Raw genomic sequence first — 16,079 nt, 5'->3', positions numbered from 1 at the left:
CGATGGGACACAACACCGGCTGGCTTACGCACTTCCTTAGCAAGCAAATGGTGTCAAGTCGATTGTGATGCAACGCGTGTAGATCAATTTTCCATTTTCTTGAAATGCGCTGGCGTAGATTGCAACATCCTTTATCGAACCCTCCTTGGCGATGAGTTGCGCACGGTAATGGGATAGGGAGTTTCCCTGAATTAGCTGGTTGGAAACGTCGCCGATCGTCGCCCGATTCGCATGGAACTTCGCGATTGGTTGCCCGACGTACTCTTGGCGGGTGTAACCCAAGAGCTTAAGTTCAGCGTCATTTGCCCATACGATTGTTCCTGTTTGGTCGACATGATGAAGTGGCATATTTGCATCTTCTGCGAATCCAACGAGTTCTCTGCGGCTTTTCTGGAGTTCCGATTCGAGTTTCTTTTGAATTAAAATGTCTCTAGCAATCTTCGATGCGCCGGTAATTTTTCCGGAAGCGTCGCGAATCGGCGAGACATTGACAGAGACATCAATTGGTGCGCCGGATTTATGGATACGAACCGTTTCAATATTTTCGACGCGTCGTCCCTTGCAAAGCAGCTTTAGAATGGTTGCCTCTTCTTCGAGCCTATCGGCTGGAAGCAATTTGGTAATCGACTGCCCAACCATTTCATCGGATGTGTAGCCGAACAGTCTTTCGGCTCCGTAATTCCAGCTTTGAATCACTCCATCCAGATTCTTACCAACGATCGCATCGCCAGCCGAATCGACAATTTCCGATAGCCGGAAGCAGTCCGCCTCGGCGCGAAGTTTTTCTTCTTCAAGCCGAATGCGTCCTGATACATCTCGGGCAACCGCGTAGATCACACCTTCGTCCTCTACCGATCGAGCTGTCCATTCGAGATATATGTACTGACCATCTTTGAGTCGGTAACGATTAATGAATTGAATAGTTGGTTCGCCCCGCGATAGCCTTTTTATTTCATTGAGGGTTTCCGGCTGATCGTCTGGATGGACAAACTCGATAAACGGTTTGGCTGTAAGTTCTTTGTTCGAGTAGCCGAGAACTCGGGAAAAATTGTCGTTGAGTCTCCAGAAATAGCCTTTTGTGGTGGCGATGCAAAAGAGATCAAGGGATAAGTCGAAGAATCGGACTAACTCTTCCTCCGCTCTTCGCTGACCTGATTCGAGATATGCTTGCAGGTTATCAACCAAAAAGCTGGCATCTTTTGGTCGACTGCTGACGTCGGCCGCCAGGCATCGTTTGACTAGCTGAATGAGCGGAATCGGAGCACCGCATCGATCAAGTTGATCGAACGCGTAAGACAAGTCTCCGGCAACGCTTTTTTTGTATACCTTGAAAAGTGTATCGCCAACGAAAGGTGGCGAGCCGGTAAGTAAGTTGCATAAAATTCCACCTAGAGCAAAAACATCAGCCCGATAATCAACGGCCTCACCGCGAGCTTGTTCCGGAGCGAGGAAGTTTGGGGTGCCCATGATCGTACCAAATACGGTATCCAAATCAGATTTCGGGTGTTCAAATGATTCGTCGGTGTTCTCTAGGGGTAGGGGTCTAAGGGATTCCTCGCAGACGTTTTTTGATCGGAGCTCGCTGGTTGTGAGGACTTTGGCCAAGCCCCAATCAAGAACGGTTGCGATACCATAATCACCCACTATGATATTGGCGGGCTTTAGATCGCGGTGGACAACTCTGTTGGCATGTGCAAAAGCGATGGCCTGACAAATCTGGAAAAACGTTGTGAGCATCGATTCCCGTTTTGATCCGTCGACGATCGTATCCGCGATCGCCTGCTCCATCGTTTTGCCAGTGATCAGGTCCGTGATCATGTAAGCCGAACCTGCGGGCTCGGTGCCGAAGTCATGAATCCCCAAGATGCCGGGATGGCTCAACTGACTCGCAATTCTGGCTTCGCGCAGAAAGCGAATAAGGTGCTTCTCGTTACCATGATGCTCTCGGCGGACTATCTTGATGGCTACATTACGTTGCAATTGCAAATCCCAGCCCCGATAAACCAGGCCCATACCGCCGTTGCCGATTTCCTCACCGATCATGTATCGGGCGTTGAAGGGGTGGTATTTCTCTAGTCGTACTGCGGATGGAATTTTTTGCTGGTCAAGCGTTTTGTCGTGACCATGCAACAACTGATCAATGGCAGATGATTTCTCGACAGTTGGAGATGGGCCAGTATTTTCCCGTAGGTGATCGGCCAATCCAGCAGCACTATTTGAGAAAATCTCCGTTGATGCTCCCTGGCTGTTGCCATCGTCCAAGGAAGAAGCCAGCTCAAAACCTGAAGCTGATGGGTCGCATCCAGAAGACGCACCATCATGAGCCGCGCTGCCGGATTGTATTTCAGTCTCCGGAGATTTCCGCGATCGCTTCTCATTCATTTAAACTCCGTTCATTTTTCTCATTTGGACGACATCTGGCCAACCTAGGTCGTTGGCTCGCCTTAAGTCTGGCGACCACGGTACCCGCACTTACTTCGGTTTCCAAATCATTATCCTGCATGAGCATGTAACCGTAGTCAGTAATGACTTTCTTTATGCGTTCGAGGTCGGCTTCGATTGGAAATTCGTCGAACTCAGTTTCAGTTTTTGCGTTGTAATGGTTGGTGGCATATGAAATCGCAAACTACAGATCCTCACGACGAACGGCCGAATTCACGGGGCGATTAAACTTGAGGTAGTACCGCAGAAGACAACTTGGTGGTCGCTCCCGTGAAATTGACTGTTCCTTGCCTTCCTTTGTTTTTGGACTTTGGGGTGCGACGGCACTCGTTTTCGCGGCTGACGTTCGCCGTCACGCACGAGTCCCTCGTTTCGCCTTAATTCAGAGTACCGCATGGTGATCTCCACCGCAAGAATTTTTTGACTAGCACGAACGGTTGAGTTGTCCGTCCGCATTCCGCGGAGGATGCAAGTAGGCTCGGGTTATCAATCAGGCCTGGCCTTGCCAGTCCGCTCGTTCATGGCTTGGTTATGTGAGATTCTTTTTCGAGACGACGCTGTGCCAGTTTGTAGCCACCCATGGCTGCTTGCTGAAGCAGGTTGCAACGCCAAGCACAGCTTCAGTTGGAGCTAGGATTCCGCTTTATGTGCCATAGATGTTGATTTTTGCTAAACCCACACATGCTACCGGGAGAGCGTACCTCACTTACATATCGAGGCCGTTCCAATCAGTCGGTTCCCAATTTGTCCCAAGTGGAATGATCCCAGCATCCGAAGTCGTGCGCGACTTCTGGAATCCGCGGAACTCGATGTGGCGTAAAAACTTAGTCATGAAAGCATTACGGCACGGGAGAGCTTATTGTCCGCTTCAAAGCGCGACTAAGCTGCAACCACAGGTTCGCCTTAACCGCAGAAAGGGCACAAAATACTATTCAAGCCCGGCATAAAACCATCAATGCGAAACTGATATCTTTAAACTTAGCAGTGCCTTAATTGGTCTTAGGTATTGCCGCGTGTCACAAGCCTGGTACGACACCGAGCAAACGAGCAAATAATCTCCCGGCTCAACATTGTTTGCAACATGAATCTCCCGCGAAAAGCTAGTTTCACTATGATACACCGCACCGCCCTTTTGGTTGAATGAACGCATTAGCGTGGGCGACCGACCACTTTAATAATCTCAACTCGGAGACTCGGGTATATTGGTTGACTCACCCATCCCACTGCTGCGATTAGGAATCCACCTGATCGATGCAAATCCTTCCGCCCGTAACGCTCAGGTACATGATGATGGCGGGTGCATCTAATCGGCCGTTCGTAGAGCTTCCGAGCGCAGTCATTGAAAAATCTCCCGTTCCGTCTGAACGCCCTCCCCCAACCTTAAATGGCAATTGCTCTGGTGGGACAACCGTTATTTTGCCGGCACGATCTACCAGCTTGAAACCGCCATCTTTTTCCAATTCAATCGAACACGGGGCGGTGAGCATTTCGGCTGCATCATTGTACCGAGCACGATAAACATGGTCGGCAAAATCCTGAGTTGTCTTATCTGACCGAAACATAAACCATGTCGCCAAATAAAAGATAGCAAATCCGCAAAGGACGCCTAGAATCGGTTTCATTAATTTGTTCAAGTTACTTTTTCCCAAGAAGTGGAATTACGAAAGTTCTATAGTAACCAACACTCATGTCCAAACGGTCATGTTGACAGGGTTACCGAATTTGACTGGTTGTGCAGCGTAGAGCCGCTACCAGAACTCCCGTACGACACATTTTCGCTTTGCATCTTTTGAGTGTAGGAACGGCCAGGCTCATTACAGCCGGAGGGCCTGAGATGAATATCCTAACCACTTCCGACGCGAGGGTTCATCACGGTAAGTAGGCCAGGATGACTTGCCGTAGTTTACCATTCCCCAGCGTGCCATCCAAAACCTGGGGGTCGCCAGAACAAGGCCTAATTGTGTCCCTTGGCAAGCAGGCGGTGCACGGAGGTGTGTTTGGCGACAGCGGTCATCGCTGAACCGACAAACTTGTTCTCACAAGCAATTTCGCGACAACTTCCAGTGACGCATCGGCCAAGACTCCTAAGCATCCGAGCTTGAACGCCATATCTTGACTCTCGCCCCGACGGAAGCTCAGTCATTTCGCCAACATATCTTCGATGTCGACCTCGACCTGGACCTTCCAACCCTTCAGTGAATATTGTTTGCTGTCTCGGATTGCTTTCAGTAGATCACGCGTCGATCTTGACGAATCGATTGTGAAGGCCAGTTCTGCTATGGTGCCAATGTCAAAGGACGGCGATTCGTCGGCTTTCAGCTGGATCGTCTCCGGCAATCCAGAATCGGACTTATAGGGATTACGAACTCTTTCCGTATTGCGAATACGGACATTATGGATCCAGTCATGCTTGTTCTGAATATGCTCTTTCAACGAATCATGAAAACGCCCATAGCAGGAAACGTTTGGAACCATGATTACGACTTGGGAATGATCGCCTTCTTCGCTTTGCGCAGCAACAGTCACTTTTGCAATAGTCGTCTGAGTAGCTGTGGTCGCTACGACGATAAAGAACAGACTAAACAGTACGAAGGAGGATTTCTTCGTTAACATTTGCGATATCCTGGCAATGGGCACGGATGAAATTCTTCAAATTTTGCATTGATAAGAAGTCTCCCACATCGGATCGATTCAATGATCAGACTGATTTCAAGCGATTGTAAAAACAATGCTCATTAACGTTGAAGTAACTTCTTTCCCGAACTGAAAACCGATGCTCAAGCTTAATGTCAGCGATATCGTGGGTACATCCCATCACACCTTCACCAAGTGCAGTCTCGATGCAGCAAGAGAGAACACGATCGTTCCAGTAATTGTACTCATGCAACTTAATTCTCTACGGTAGCTCGCGTATGTCCGGTGATTAATTTGTTCGTACGGGGCTGGCATCGCTGGAGGTGCTGACGCAATTTCGACGCATCTTCCTGTAAGCCACTAATGACTAGTTCAATCGCTTGTAATTCGTTTCGACCGCCTTCGCTTCCATTCCTTCAGGGTGAATGTTGTACGCGGTGATGATCAGGTTGTCATCATCAAGAAGTTGGTATTCCGTTCGCCATTTCCAGCGCGGCTTGCCAGGACCTACCTCGTACTCACCCGCGACCGCGAAACCTTTTTCAATTTTTCTGCCCTTTGAAAACATGATCGCGTAGTTCATATGGAACCCATCAATCCATGACACTTGAAACAATTTACTGATTTCATTAAAAGCGATCATTTCCTCTCCTTCTCGTGGCTTGCCTTCAATGGAGCCTTGGTATTTGTGACGGATGAATTGCCCGTCAAGTACACTAACGAATTCGCCAGCGACCTTCGATTCGTCTGCAAGTTTCCCAGGCTCAAACCACGTTCGGCAAGTTCCCTCCCACTTTCCAATTAGCTTCTTGAGAATCTGGTCAGGCTGCATTTGCGAACTTTCTGAAATTGAGGAATTGGGCACTGCCGACAGCTCCTGAGCACCGACATGATGGTTGATTGCGAAAAAAAAGGAAAGCAGGAGCAACAAGGTCTTCAGATTCATTTCGTAATTTCCAACAGCGCAGTAGCGAATCATTGATGTGCCTCCAGCGGAATTTGTGGGCAAGACGGGTGCGTTATCCGGGCCGCCGCCAACCTCCGTTGCCTCTTGGCACGGGGCGACAGGCGGTTCCGCATGCAACGCATTATTATACCGCGTCGCTTGGTTGACTCCGGGGAACTATTTAGTGGCTTTTGTTGCGATGAACGTGGGGATGTAATCTGAAATCGGCCAGTCCCTCCAGCAGTCTTCGTAGAAACCCGTGATCGCTAGGCCAGCCTCGACCTGACCACCAACCTGATCTGCGAGTGTGTGACCAAAACAGAACGGCTCGTTTTCGTCGAGTAGCGTTTGCCTCTGATCGGGCGAAAGGCTTACCAGATCTGAATACGGGATTTTGTGACTGACCTTGAACTCGCCCTGTTCCATCAATTGCTCGTCAAACAAATAGGTAATTGGGTTGACGAACCCTGAAAGCAAGCTCGCACCAAGTTTCATGACTCGCGCCGCCTCTTTCCAAACCGGCAGAACGTTGGGAACAAATGTGTTGGAGCACGGATGGACAATCAAGTCAAATGATTCATCTTCAAAAACGGAAAGGTCCGCCATGTCGCCGTGCACTAGGTCAAGCGTTAAGCCTTCGCGATCGGCCACGATTCGGTCCTGAGCCAATTGAGCCGCCGAGTTGTCGAGCACGGTAACACGGGCTCCCGCAGCCGCAAGGATTGGGCCCTGCTGGCCTCCACTGCCAGCAAGGCAAAGAACTTTGATAGAACTCTCGTGGAAATCGGGGAACCATTCCAGTGGAACAGGTTTCTCTGGCGTTAGGACGATTTGCCAGTCAGCATTGCGGGCACGCTGGATCTCTTCTGGTGAAACAGGAATAGTCCAACGGTTTTTCTTTCGGACCTGGCTATCCCAAGCCGCACGGTTGTACGCAACGATGTCGTCTGCTGGGTCAAAGTTTGAGGCCATCAATTGCAGAGCCTAAAGTAATTGAGACGGACAGGAATATCCCGTGTGGGATATCGAATTGCAATCACCTCGCCCGAGCGGTTGAGGCGGATCTGAAAAATCGGAGTTTGGCTAGGGCTTGGGGTGAGTAGGCCGGGATCTCTTTGGTTATAAGCTACCGTTCCCCTGTTTGCCATCCGGTACTTGGATGGTGCCCGGAACTCAGTCGCTTAGCCGCATTGATCTCCGGCCCCTCGTAGATCCGGACGTGCCGCTCTCCAGCATCCGGCTCCCAGATCTCATTTGGAATCATCCCCGCAAATGGACGCGTCACACGCCATCGGCATCAAGCTCCGCGCTGGATTACGCGAAGAGAAAACAATGGTCGCCTGATCCTGCAACTCCAACGCGAGAATAAGTCTGCGGTCCAGCCGAGTTAGCACCGAGGTTCCGTCACTGAGTACGGGCGGTGCCCGGTCTGGATCGCGTGATATCCCAGCCGCCTTCCCTACACCGGCATTACCCGGCTTTTCGCCCTCCGATTGGCCTTCGGCTGGCTGCGGTACTATTCGGCTGTCCGATCCCCTGAGAGTCGTTTGTCTTCGTCGCTTATTCCACTTCTTAGACATACTCAACCGTTCAAGCTGGGATGTTTGGGTTCGATTAAGAACCTCAGGGTGTCACTGGTTGCCTGATTGACATCATGTGTAGCGCGAATGGGGCGCCAACTCCGGGTCTCTTCACACAGCTCGCCATAATCGCGGTGTAAAGTATTGCCTTAGGGCATGAACAAACCTTGGGCAGAATCCAACAGTTACAAAATTTCGGAGCTAATCCCGTTCACAGTCACAGGGCTACCTGCGATCCGTTCATCCTCACTACCTTTCTGTTTACGCTTCAACCGATGCTTTCGGGGAGGGTTCTGTTTGAACACAAACAGATAGCTTCTTAGGGCCCTTATACTTCGGCTGCAAAACTCGATACTGGGCGTGTGGCTAACACTTACCCAGGCGGGCTCTACCCCCGCTTGTCAATCAGACCGTGCCAGTCCGCACGTGCATTGTATTGTTATGCGACTTTCCTACGGCGAACCCAGAACGTCGTAGCTCCGTTAAAGTTACAGCGACCGAGTTCGTGGGCTCGATTGTCTATGAGGTCGTTTAACCAATCGGGAACATCAGCACCCCATTCGACACCATCGAAAGTATATGGAAAGTTCTCTCGGTTTGGGTTTGGCGTGTGCAAGTAAACGGCGTCTTGGCTTGAATCATTTTCGTCGATGACGATCCATTGTTGTTTCGGTTTCGTCCAATTCGCTGTGTGTTCTTCGATGTCGTGAAAGATCTGCAGGAGCTGTTGGATGAACGGTTGCCGCTCTGGGATTCCACGATTTCCATCACCGTTCCAATCGACGTGCGTGTGCCAAAGGTCGCACCATCCATCTTCATCCGGGAAGCCGACGGTTTCGGGATTCAGGGGTGTCGAGTCATTCACGAGGCATCTTGTCGCATAACGGCGGCGATCACCTCGCCCGAGCGGTTGAGGTAGATTTGAAAAATCGGAGTATGGCGAGGGCTGGGGTGGATCGCATGGTTCCCGGCTCGCGCCACGATCCGGAGCGCATCTAGGCCCGCCAATTCATTCCATTACGGTACCGTAGTCCAAACCCGCTTGCAATCATTTTTGAGTTCCGGGAGCCCGATTGACTTTATTGCGAGCATCTTCGCCTGGTACGGCAGTGGAAAATTTAATTGGAGGTATCTCGCGAGCAACTTCGACAGCATCAGGTTCGTCCGGAAAGGACGCAGTTGGCACTGGTTCAACCGATAGCAAGTTGCGAGGCAATCGCATCGATCAGTACTCGAGACTCGTTCGCGCGCACCAATCATCGAGCATGGGCTTTCAATGGACGATTGCAGAGAGACCAAGTTCAGGCCCGAAGAGCTTGACCCGGGAACGACTGCGATCACCTCGCCGGAGCGGTTGAGGTAGATTTGAAAAATCGGAGTATGGCGAGGGCTGGGGTGGATCGCATGGTTCCCGGCTCGCGCCACGATCCGGAGCGCATCCGGGCCCGCCAATTCATTCCATTACGGTACCGTAGTCCAAACCCGCTTGCAATCATTTTTGAGTTCCGGGAGCTCGATTGACTTTATTGCGAGCATCTTCGCCTGGTACGGCAGTGGAAAATTTAATTGGAGGTATCTCGCGAGCAACTTCGGCAGCATCAGGTTCGTCCGGAAAGGACGCAGTTGGCACTGGTTCAACCGATAGCAAGTTGCGAGGCAATCGCATCGATCAGTACTCGAGGCTTGTTCGCGCGCACCAATCATCGAGCATGAGCTTTCAATGGACGATTGTAGACAGACCAAGTTTAGGCCCGAAGAGCTTGACGCCGGGAACGTTTGGCATAACCGGGCCGCCGCGGTTGATGCTCCATCTGAAAACGGGCGACCGGCGGCTCCGCGTTCATGCCATTGTTATCTGCTGTTTGCTCGCGACCGTTGGAGTTCACGACGTTCTTTGCGCAAGGCGGGCGAGCTTACCGACCGTTCTCTGAGGTATTTCAAACTGTCGAGGTGCTTGAGGCCTTCGGCAGTGAAATGTTCTGATGCAATCCGGAGTGTCTTCAATTTCTTGCAGCGATCCGCGAGTAGGCGGAGTGATTCGTCCGTCAGATCTGGCGAATTCAACCAAAGTTCCTCCAAACCCGACAATCGCTTCGTGATTGTCGCGACGAACTTATCGGTGAATTGTCCATCGTGAATCACCAATTTACGAAGCGTCTTGGCGGCACTCAGATGATCGGCGCAGCCATCCGTGCAAATCGGTGCGTCGTCATACCCGTTGTCGGCATTGAATTCGAGGGTGTGAATCTTGGGAAGCAAGGCGACAAATCTGAGATCATCATCATTTATGCCGTCTTTGCACAGATGAACTTCCTGCAGGTTTTTCAATTGTCCCAGCTTCAGAAGATCGCCTTCAATCGTGACGTATTCACAGTCTATTCCCGCGTATCCCATGGTGATTCGAGCGATACTGACAGAGCGAGACAGTTGATCGATATCTTGCGTAGTCAATTCCGTTCCGTAGTCGAACGCCACGCTTTCCGGCTTCCCGTTCTTGTACGACCAGTGCCCCTTCGAGATCGGCGGCTGTGAAAAGGCTACTTGCGGCGGCCCAAACATCGACAGCGAAGCCAGAATGATTGCGATGGTGACTTTCATCGAGAATCTCAGTTCAGTTTTGCGTTGCCCAATTGCAGAGCAGATAACGGCGGCGATCACCTAGCCGCCGGAGTGATCTTTCCATTGTCAAAACGCACCGTTCGGCGGCTTAGGTGCATCGCTTGGTTCTGCTTCATTCCCGTAAGTTTGCGAACGATTGCGAGCAAGATTTTCCCAATCCGATCTCGCCGCGTCAATTGCGTTTCTTGCGGCTTCTGCAACGGAATCAGCAGATAGTGTCTCGAAATCAAACGGAAATTCCCCAATCCGAACACGTACGGGACATTGGTAATATTTCAGCGTGCTAGGCGGGAATTGAGTTCCATCAAGTAAAGTGTAACCGTTCGAATCAGCGACACCGATCTCAACATAGAACTGCGGCCCCCACTGGCTAAATTGAAAACCTATGGTGTCAACCCGTTCATTCATCATTCTCCGGAAATGTGGATATGAGCCTTTGAAGCCCAATTTGCGCAGAAGCGGAACCGCATGGCACTTCAATGCGGCGTCCATCTGCTGACGTTTTGTTTTCCACTCACTCATCTAACTTTGGAAGCAGAACGGTTGCGATCACCTCGCCCGAGCGGTTGAGGTAGATTTGAAAAATCGGAGTATGGCGAGGGCTGGGGTGGATCGCATGGTTCCCGGCTCGCGCCACGATCCGGAGCGCATCCGGGCCCGCCAATTCATTCCATTACGGTACCGTAGTCCAAACCCGCTTGCAATCATTTTTGAGTTCCGGGAGCCCGATTGACTTTATTGCGAGCATCTTCGCCTGGTACGGCAGTGGAAAATTTAATTGGAGGTATCTCGCGAGCAACTTCGGCAGCATCAGGTTCGTCCGGAAAGGACGCAGTTGGCACTGGTTCAACCGATAGCAAGTTGCGAGGCAACCGCATCGATCAGTACTCGAGACTCGTTCGCGCGCACCAATCATCGAGCATGGGCTTTCAATGGACGATTGCAGAGAGACCAAGTTTAGGCCCGAAGAGCTTGACGCCGGGAACGACGGCGGTAACCGAGCCGCCGCCAAAAAACTATGATTTCAAAACCCGCGTCATCGGCGGCTTCGGTTCACCGCTTAGTTATGCCCTTTTTCGCGGGTTCATTTCCCAAAGGTAGTTTTGATCCTGCCCACTTCGCTTTTTTCAAGTCTCCAAGCATCCTCTTCGGCATCGTAACGCAGCTTGAGCTCATCTAGTTGGGCATCTGCGAGTGCGTCTTTGACGTGCACTATGCGTAGGACAATTTCACCTTCGATGAATCGAATGCTGTCTGAGCCCTCTTTCGAAGACGATGATTCAATATGGGAAGGTTCAAAACGCACATCACCAAGAACCTCCCACATTTCGGTGACAGACGTGTTGTCCGGAACTCCACGCGAGCCCTCGTAAACTACGCTGCCATCTACTTCGATTTGTATAGTGAGCAGTCGCTGGCCTGGCATACAGGAAACGGAAGTCAGCGGCAGACACGCTATGGCGACGAGACCAATGGATCGAATGGCATGCATGTAGGCAGAATGATGTCTTCTTGGTGGGGACACGAGTTGAATCCCCATCTTGCGTTTGTCAAAAGATTGGTCAGGTAGTTGAGACTGGCAATTATCGGACGTGCACGCTCCGAATTTCCGCAAGCATCGCCGCAGATTCACCTGCGAGAATGCGAGAAACCACCGAGATTCGAATAGCGTTTTCAATCACAGAGGGATGTGCCAACTTGTATTTCCGTGTAAGCAAATGTCTTTGCTCCACCAATTCTTGCAGACGTTCCTGGACGGTAGGAAGATCGAATCTAAAGTGCTCAAGTTTCCGTTGCGAAATATCCTCACGAAGTTCTATCATGGATGGGTGATCGCTGGTGGATTGTTGATGCAGCACATGCATCGACTCGATTAGAGCAAGAGTTTCAGTATTAACGTCATTATGCGCGGGGACAGTTCCAATGACCAACAAGAGCGAAATGAGCAACACTTGAATTCTCCGTTTGAAAAAGCGTAGTGTGAAATTACAGGGCATAACGCTAGGGTTCAGCGGGGCCGCGCGGGCGACTCACCACTTCAATAACGTCAACTCGCGGCCTCCGTTGCAACCCCTTGTTCTGCCCAGTCCATCTACATCACATGCGCCGAAGCGTACCGACGATTTGCCGCGTCTGCCTCTACTTGGCCAACTCGATGGTTTCCATGGGCACGATTTTACCGTCCACCACATCCTTCGAAGGGGTGTAGTGCCGCATAGCGGCGTTCCAACTCCCTGTAACATTCTCGATCGGAATGTTGTTCACTTTCCCTTCGCAGCCAAAATGAACGGTATACGTTCCATCGTCATTCTTGATGGCGGTCTCAGAGTTAATGTTGGCGATCTCATCGAACATGAACCCGTCCTTGTTGTAGACCGTGATCGACCAGAATCCTCCGGTGTTTTTGGGGTCTTTGAATGTTGTGGAACGTCGCTCGAACCCTTTGAAAAACTTCGAGAATTGGTAGATGTTGTCCTTCCAAGTCGCGCCACCCCAACCAATCGCCGTACCCATGAGGTATCGGTCCGGGTCAACATAGTCCTCGGTGCCAAACATCTTTTCCGTATCCAGCAATCCGGATTCCGCAAACTTCTTGAGGATGCCGTGATGGGTCTTCTGGTAGGACCCCTTGTCGAATGAGATCGGCACGAAGGGCTTTGAACTTTTGGCTTCGAGTTTGATTTGATCCTGAAGCTTGTGAATTTCAGCAAGGTCATTCTCGTCGCCTGATCTAATCCCAATGCGTACCAAAGCATACATGTGAGGAGTATGCGCCGGAATCTCGTGTTCTTTCGGCTCATAGACCATGTCGTAAACCCGATGGTTCTCGTCCAGATACATCAGGGAGATGTACCTCTCACCTGCGTCGGGAAGCGTAACGGCGGCACCGTCGGATGCATCCACAATCGCCATGGAATAGAGTGTGTCGCGGTTCATCCGAATCACAGGCTGGTTGTCAGTGGCCGGCACCGCGCGTTTGTGTTGGAATTTGTTTACCCCACCAGCGTTTTCTTGAGTTATTCCCATTTGTCGATGGGTCTCGACTTTGGGGTAGTTCTTTTCGGTGACTTGAACGGGCTTGCTCTCCTCGGCAAGGGCGTTGGCTGTACATAAGGCGAGAGTAAGTGTCATGATGAGTGAGCTGTATGTATTCATAGTTTGTATTCGCCGGGGGGGATTGTCGATCCTGGTATTGATTTTTTCAAATGACGCCCATGACAGCGTTTTTCAGGCAGAACGTCGGCGATAAGCGAGTCGCCGTGGTTGATTTAGGATGTAAAACTGGTCAGAGCTCGGCGACTTCGTTTCATCGCATTGTTCTCCACGATCATTTCCCGAGTTTACCTCAACCAGTTGTTGGTCTGCAAGCGTTTCCCCGAGTCTTTCTTCAAGCGCAATCCATATTCTGAACGAGCTAGCCGCGAGCGCGTAATCAACAGTCTGCACGATTCTGCTTCTCGAGCGCGTAAATCGGATGTTTTGCAAATTAGGCTGCCGTATCCTGAAGCATCGACGACAAGCGGTATGCCAGGCAAACTTGATGCGGGCCCTGAGTCGACGGTGAACAAAATCTCTGAGTCAAATTGATTCGTAGCTGGTTTCGGTTTAGCTGCTCTTCGCGCGCGAATGTTCCGATCTCATTGCGAGCGCGTTCGAGCGCATCAGAGTTGGAGAACGGTTATGATCACCGAGTCGGGACGGAAATCATTGCTTCAATTTGCACGCGCAAGTCCGGCTTCGTGTGCATCGTTTTGTTATCCACTATTTTCTATTGTGGCATTGCTGCCAGGCCTATCGGACTGGTACCAAGATTTCGGATGAACATATTGCCGGTTCATTTGAATGGCGTGCTCATGATAATTCCGTCTGTTTCTGAGCTACCGTTCCAACTTTTTCCGTACGTTTTTGTGGTTTTGATGTCCCGAGACACGGCTTCGCCGACGCCGATAATGCGATTGTTCCAGACCGCGACAGCTCGTAACGTATCAAAGTCCGATCCCCCGAGGTAACTCAAATACTTGACCTGGCTGAAGTCGGATGAAAGCACGACTGCAACACCATCACTCGGCCCTCCGCCGTAACGGCTTTGAACCGCGTTTATCGTCGGTCTCATGGTTTTGATATTGGTGTGACCGGTGATGGCAAGCTTCAAGTCCTTCGTCAACATCATTCCTTCCACATCCAGAAGGGGAAGATAGGTCGCGTGCTCGATGTCGCCACTATTCGAGAGACGTGCCAGGAAAGTGGTCCCAGGTTTTGCACGAATCGCCTCTCGAGAAATCGGAAGATCTTTGGAGCTTGTGAATCCGCCTATGAAGACATCGCCCGCTGGTGATACCGCAAGTGTGTGCGTTTCACCGCCTTCGTTTCCAGTGCCACCGAAATAAGTCCCCCAGACGGCCTTACCTTTTTCAGTCAGTTTGAACACCATCCAGTCGTCCCCACCGTTGTGTCGATTCTTCATGCTTGGTACGTCCCTGGATTGGGTCGCCATCATGTAGTACACATTGTCACTGGCATCAACACACACCGAAGCAGATTCCACTTCCCGGCCAGAGCCTCCAATGTAGGTTCCAAAAAGAAGCTTGCTGCCATCGGCAGATAACTTGGCGAGATAGCCTTCGGAGCCTCCAGCCCAAGCTTCATCAAACGCGTTGACAATGAATTTGTCGGGAAGCGGACGATAGACTTCGATGGCCGCGGCCAATACGTTACCACTCTTGTCCACTGCAATATCGCGAATCAGTTCTCTGCTACGACCACCGAGGTAGGTGCACCACAAAAGCGACTTGCCATCCAATGACAACTTCGCCACAAATCCATCCTGTGCACCGTAGAGATCATTGACGTCCGCATCACCAGCGAACTTTTTCTGAAATGCATTGGCGGAGACTGGCATGCCGTCACCAGCCCGTCCCGCAACGTAGATTCCGGTTTCATCTACCTCAATAGCGTAGGCGCGATCATGTTTCGGACCTCCAATGTACGTCGCAAAAATCAATGATCCATCTTTCCGGAACGCAGACACCGACACGTCAGCCGTGCCCCCATTGAAGGATGTGTCATAGGCCCCATCGGTTGCAAACCCTGACGTGATGGCAGTGCCACCTGCAACATAAATATTGCCATCGGAATCCACCGCAACGTCGCGGGCCTCTGCTCCCGCAAGGTAACTGACCCAGGCAGACTGTCCATAAATCGGAGTGGCGACGAATATACAGAAGCCAACCGCGAGCACTGAAACCACAATCTTCATTTTGTGTCTCTATTGAATGCGTGATTCCCAACTGTGTGTCGGGGTTGTTCAGTGGCAGTTGCGTCTCGAACGTCGTGCGAGTGGATAACGTCGGCGATAAGCGAGTCGCCGCAGGTGATTGTGATGTAAGGTCGGACGAACTCGGCGACTTCGTTTAATCGCATTGTTCTCCACGATTATCTCCGAATTTTACCGCATCCAGTTGTTGATTTGCAAGCGTCTTCCCGAGTCTTTCGTCGAGCGCAATCCTAATTCTGGAAGCCCTCGCTGCGAGCGCGTAATCGACAGTTTGTACGATTCCGCTTCTCAAGCGCGTAAATCGCGCGTTTTGCAAATTGGGCTCCCTTATCCGGAAGCATCGACGACAAACGGTATGTCAGCCAAGCTTGACGCGATCGGTGATCCGACGAGGAGCAACAACTCCGATTCAAGTTGAGGTTCAGCTGGTTTCGCTGCCGCTTCTCTTAGCGCGCACGATTGTTCGGATCTCATTGCAAGCGCGTACGAGCGCACCAGAGTTGGAGAACGAATTGCGATCTATAACGAATTGCGATCTATCCGCTGGTCAGGCTTTAAAAAAGCCCAACTTTGGCTGGGCTCT

General features: G+C 51.1%; 12 protein-coding genes. 1 reads left to right on the top strand and 11 read right to left on the bottom strand.

What is annotated here, in order from left to right; all coding sequences use genetic code 11:
• Positions 1 to 36: 36 nt before the first annotated feature.
• The 9 genes from SH139x_RS23060 to SH139x_RS23020 all read right to left on the bottom strand — a co-directional run bounded on the left by SH139x_RS23060 (position 37) and on the right by SH139x_RS23020 (position 11,713).
• The gene (locus SH139x_RS23060; RefSeq protein WP_488352114.1) at positions 37 to 2,382 is read right to left on the bottom strand and encodes a PAS domain S-box protein; all 2,346 of its coding nucleotides are present in this window, start codon (positions 2,380 to 2,382) and stop codon (positions 37 to 39) included.
• A gap of 1,292 nt (positions 2,383 to 3,674) precedes the next feature.
• Complete coding sequence (locus tag SH139x_RS23055; RefSeq protein WP_488352113.1) at positions 3,675 to 4,076, bottom strand: hypothetical protein; 402 nt, start codon at positions 4,074 to 4,076, stop codon at positions 3,675 to 3,677.
• A 505-nt stretch (positions 4,077 to 4,581) separates the two neighbouring features.
• The gene (locus SH139x_RS23050; RefSeq protein ID WP_488352112.1) at positions 4,582 to 5,055 is read right to left on the bottom strand and encodes a hypothetical protein; all 474 of its coding nucleotides are present in this window, start codon (positions 5,053 to 5,055) and stop codon (positions 4,582 to 4,584) included.
• Positions 5,056 to 5,443: 388 nt separating this feature from the next.
• The gene (locus tag SH139x_RS23045; protein WP_488352111.1) at positions 5,444 to 6,055 is read right to left on the bottom strand and encodes a DUF1579 domain-containing protein; all 612 of its coding nucleotides are present in this window, start codon (positions 6,053 to 6,055) and stop codon (positions 5,444 to 5,446) included.
• Positions 6,056 to 6,199: 144 nt separating this feature from the next.
• On the bottom strand, positions 6,200 to 6,994 hold the full coding sequence (locus tag SH139x_RS23040; RefSeq protein WP_488352110.1) for a class I SAM-dependent methyltransferase: 795 nt from the start codon (positions 6,992 to 6,994) through the stop codon (positions 6,200 to 6,202).
• A 1,047-nt stretch (positions 6,995 to 8,041) separates the two neighbouring features.
• A complete protein-coding gene (locus SH139x_RS23035) occupies positions 8,042 to 8,467 on the bottom strand; it encodes a hypothetical protein (protein ID WP_488352109.1) in 426 nt (141 codons plus the stop codon).
• Positions 8,468 to 9,453: 986 nt separating this feature from the next.
• Positions 9,454 to 10,200 (bottom strand): hypothetical protein, encoded by a 747-nt coding sequence (locus tag SH139x_RS23030; protein WP_488352108.1) that lies wholly within the window; start codon positions 10,198 to 10,200, stop codon positions 9,454 to 9,456.
• Positions 10,201 to 10,287: 87 nt separating this feature from the next.
• Complete coding sequence (locus SH139x_RS23025) at positions 10,288 to 10,743, bottom strand: DUF4304 domain-containing protein (protein ID WP_488352107.1); 456 nt, start codon at positions 10,741 to 10,743, stop codon at positions 10,288 to 10,290.
• Positions 10,744 to 11,305: 562 nt separating this feature from the next.
• On the bottom strand, positions 11,306 to 11,713 hold the full coding sequence (locus SH139x_RS23020; protein ID WP_488352106.1) for a hypothetical protein: 408 nt from the start codon (positions 11,711 to 11,713) through the stop codon (positions 11,306 to 11,308).
• 226 nt (positions 11,714 to 11,939) lie between these two features.
• On the opposite strand from SH139x_RS23020, the gene SH139x_RS23015 reads away from it, so the two are divergent.
• A complete protein-coding gene (locus tag SH139x_RS23015) occupies positions 11,940 to 12,098 on the top strand; it encodes a hypothetical protein (RefSeq protein WP_488352105.1) in 159 nt (52 codons plus the stop codon).
• A 262-nt stretch (positions 12,099 to 12,360) separates the two neighbouring features.
• Here the strand turns inward: SH139x_RS23015 and SH139x_RS23010 are convergent, their stop codons facing one another.
• Both SH139x_RS23010 and SH139x_RS23005 read right to left on the bottom strand, forming a co-directional pair.
• Positions 12,361 to 13,353: a DUF1254 domain-containing protein gene (locus SH139x_RS23010; RefSeq protein ID WP_488352104.1), complete on the bottom strand. Its 993-nt coding sequence runs from the start codon at positions 13,351 to 13,353 to the stop codon at positions 12,361 to 12,363.
• 703 nt (positions 13,354 to 14,056) lie between these two features.
• Positions 14,057 to 15,478 (bottom strand): SBBP repeat-containing protein, encoded by a 1,422-nt coding sequence (locus SH139x_RS23005; RefSeq protein WP_488352103.1) that lies wholly within the window; start codon positions 15,476 to 15,478, stop codon positions 14,057 to 14,059.
• Positions 15,479 to 16,079: the final 601 nt, after the last annotated feature.

The sequence above is a fragment of the Kothea flammea genome, assembly GCF_052161645.1.
Taxonomy (GTDB): Bacteria; Planctomycetota; Planctomycetia; order Pirellulales; family Pirellulaceae; genus Laterigemmans.
Note: the sequence above shows the minus strand (reverse complement) of the source record. Positions and strands in the feature narration are given on the sequence as shown.

What these genes read in the sequence shown, in the direction of transcription:
- SH139x_RS23030 (WP_488352108.1), bottom strand. Translation starts at nt 10,200, where the DNA reads ATGAAAGTCACCATCGCAATCATTCTGGCTTCGCTGTCGATGTTTGGG.
- SH139x_RS23050 (WP_488352112.1), bottom strand. Translation starts at nt 5,055, where the DNA reads ATGTTAACGAAGAAATCCTCCTTCGTACTGTTTAGTCTGTTCTTTATC.
- SH139x_RS23015 (WP_488352105.1), top strand. Translation starts at nt 11,940, where the DNA reads ATGTCTTTGCTCCACCAATTCTTGCAGACGTTCCTGGACGGTAGGAAG.
- SH139x_RS23025 (WP_488352107.1), bottom strand. Translation starts at nt 10,743, where the DNA reads ATGAGTGAGTGGAAAACAAAACGTCAGCAGATGGACGCCGCATTGAAG.
- SH139x_RS23045 (WP_488352111.1), bottom strand. Translation starts at nt 6,055, where the DNA reads ATGATTCGCTACTGCGCTGTTGGAAATTACGAAATGAATCTGAAGACC.
- SH139x_RS23020 (WP_488352106.1), bottom strand. Translation starts at nt 11,713, where the DNA reads ATGCATGCCATTCGATCCATTGGTCTCGTCGCCATAGCGTGTCTGCCG.
- SH139x_RS23060 (WP_488352114.1), bottom strand. Translation starts at nt 2,382, where the DNA reads ATGAATGAGAAGCGATCGCGGAAATCTCCGGAGACTGAAATACAATCC.
- SH139x_RS23010 (WP_488352104.1), bottom strand. Translation starts at nt 13,353, where the DNA reads ATGACACTTACTCTCGCCTTATGTACAGCCAACGCCCTTGCCGAGGAG.
- SH139x_RS23005 (WP_488352103.1), bottom strand. Translation starts at nt 15,478, where the DNA reads ATGAAGATTGTGGTTTCAGTGCTCGCGGTTGGCTTCTGTATATTCGTC.
- SH139x_RS23040 (WP_488352110.1), bottom strand. Translation starts at nt 6,994, where the DNA reads ATGGCCTCAAACTTTGACCCAGCAGACGACATCGTTGCGTACAACCGT.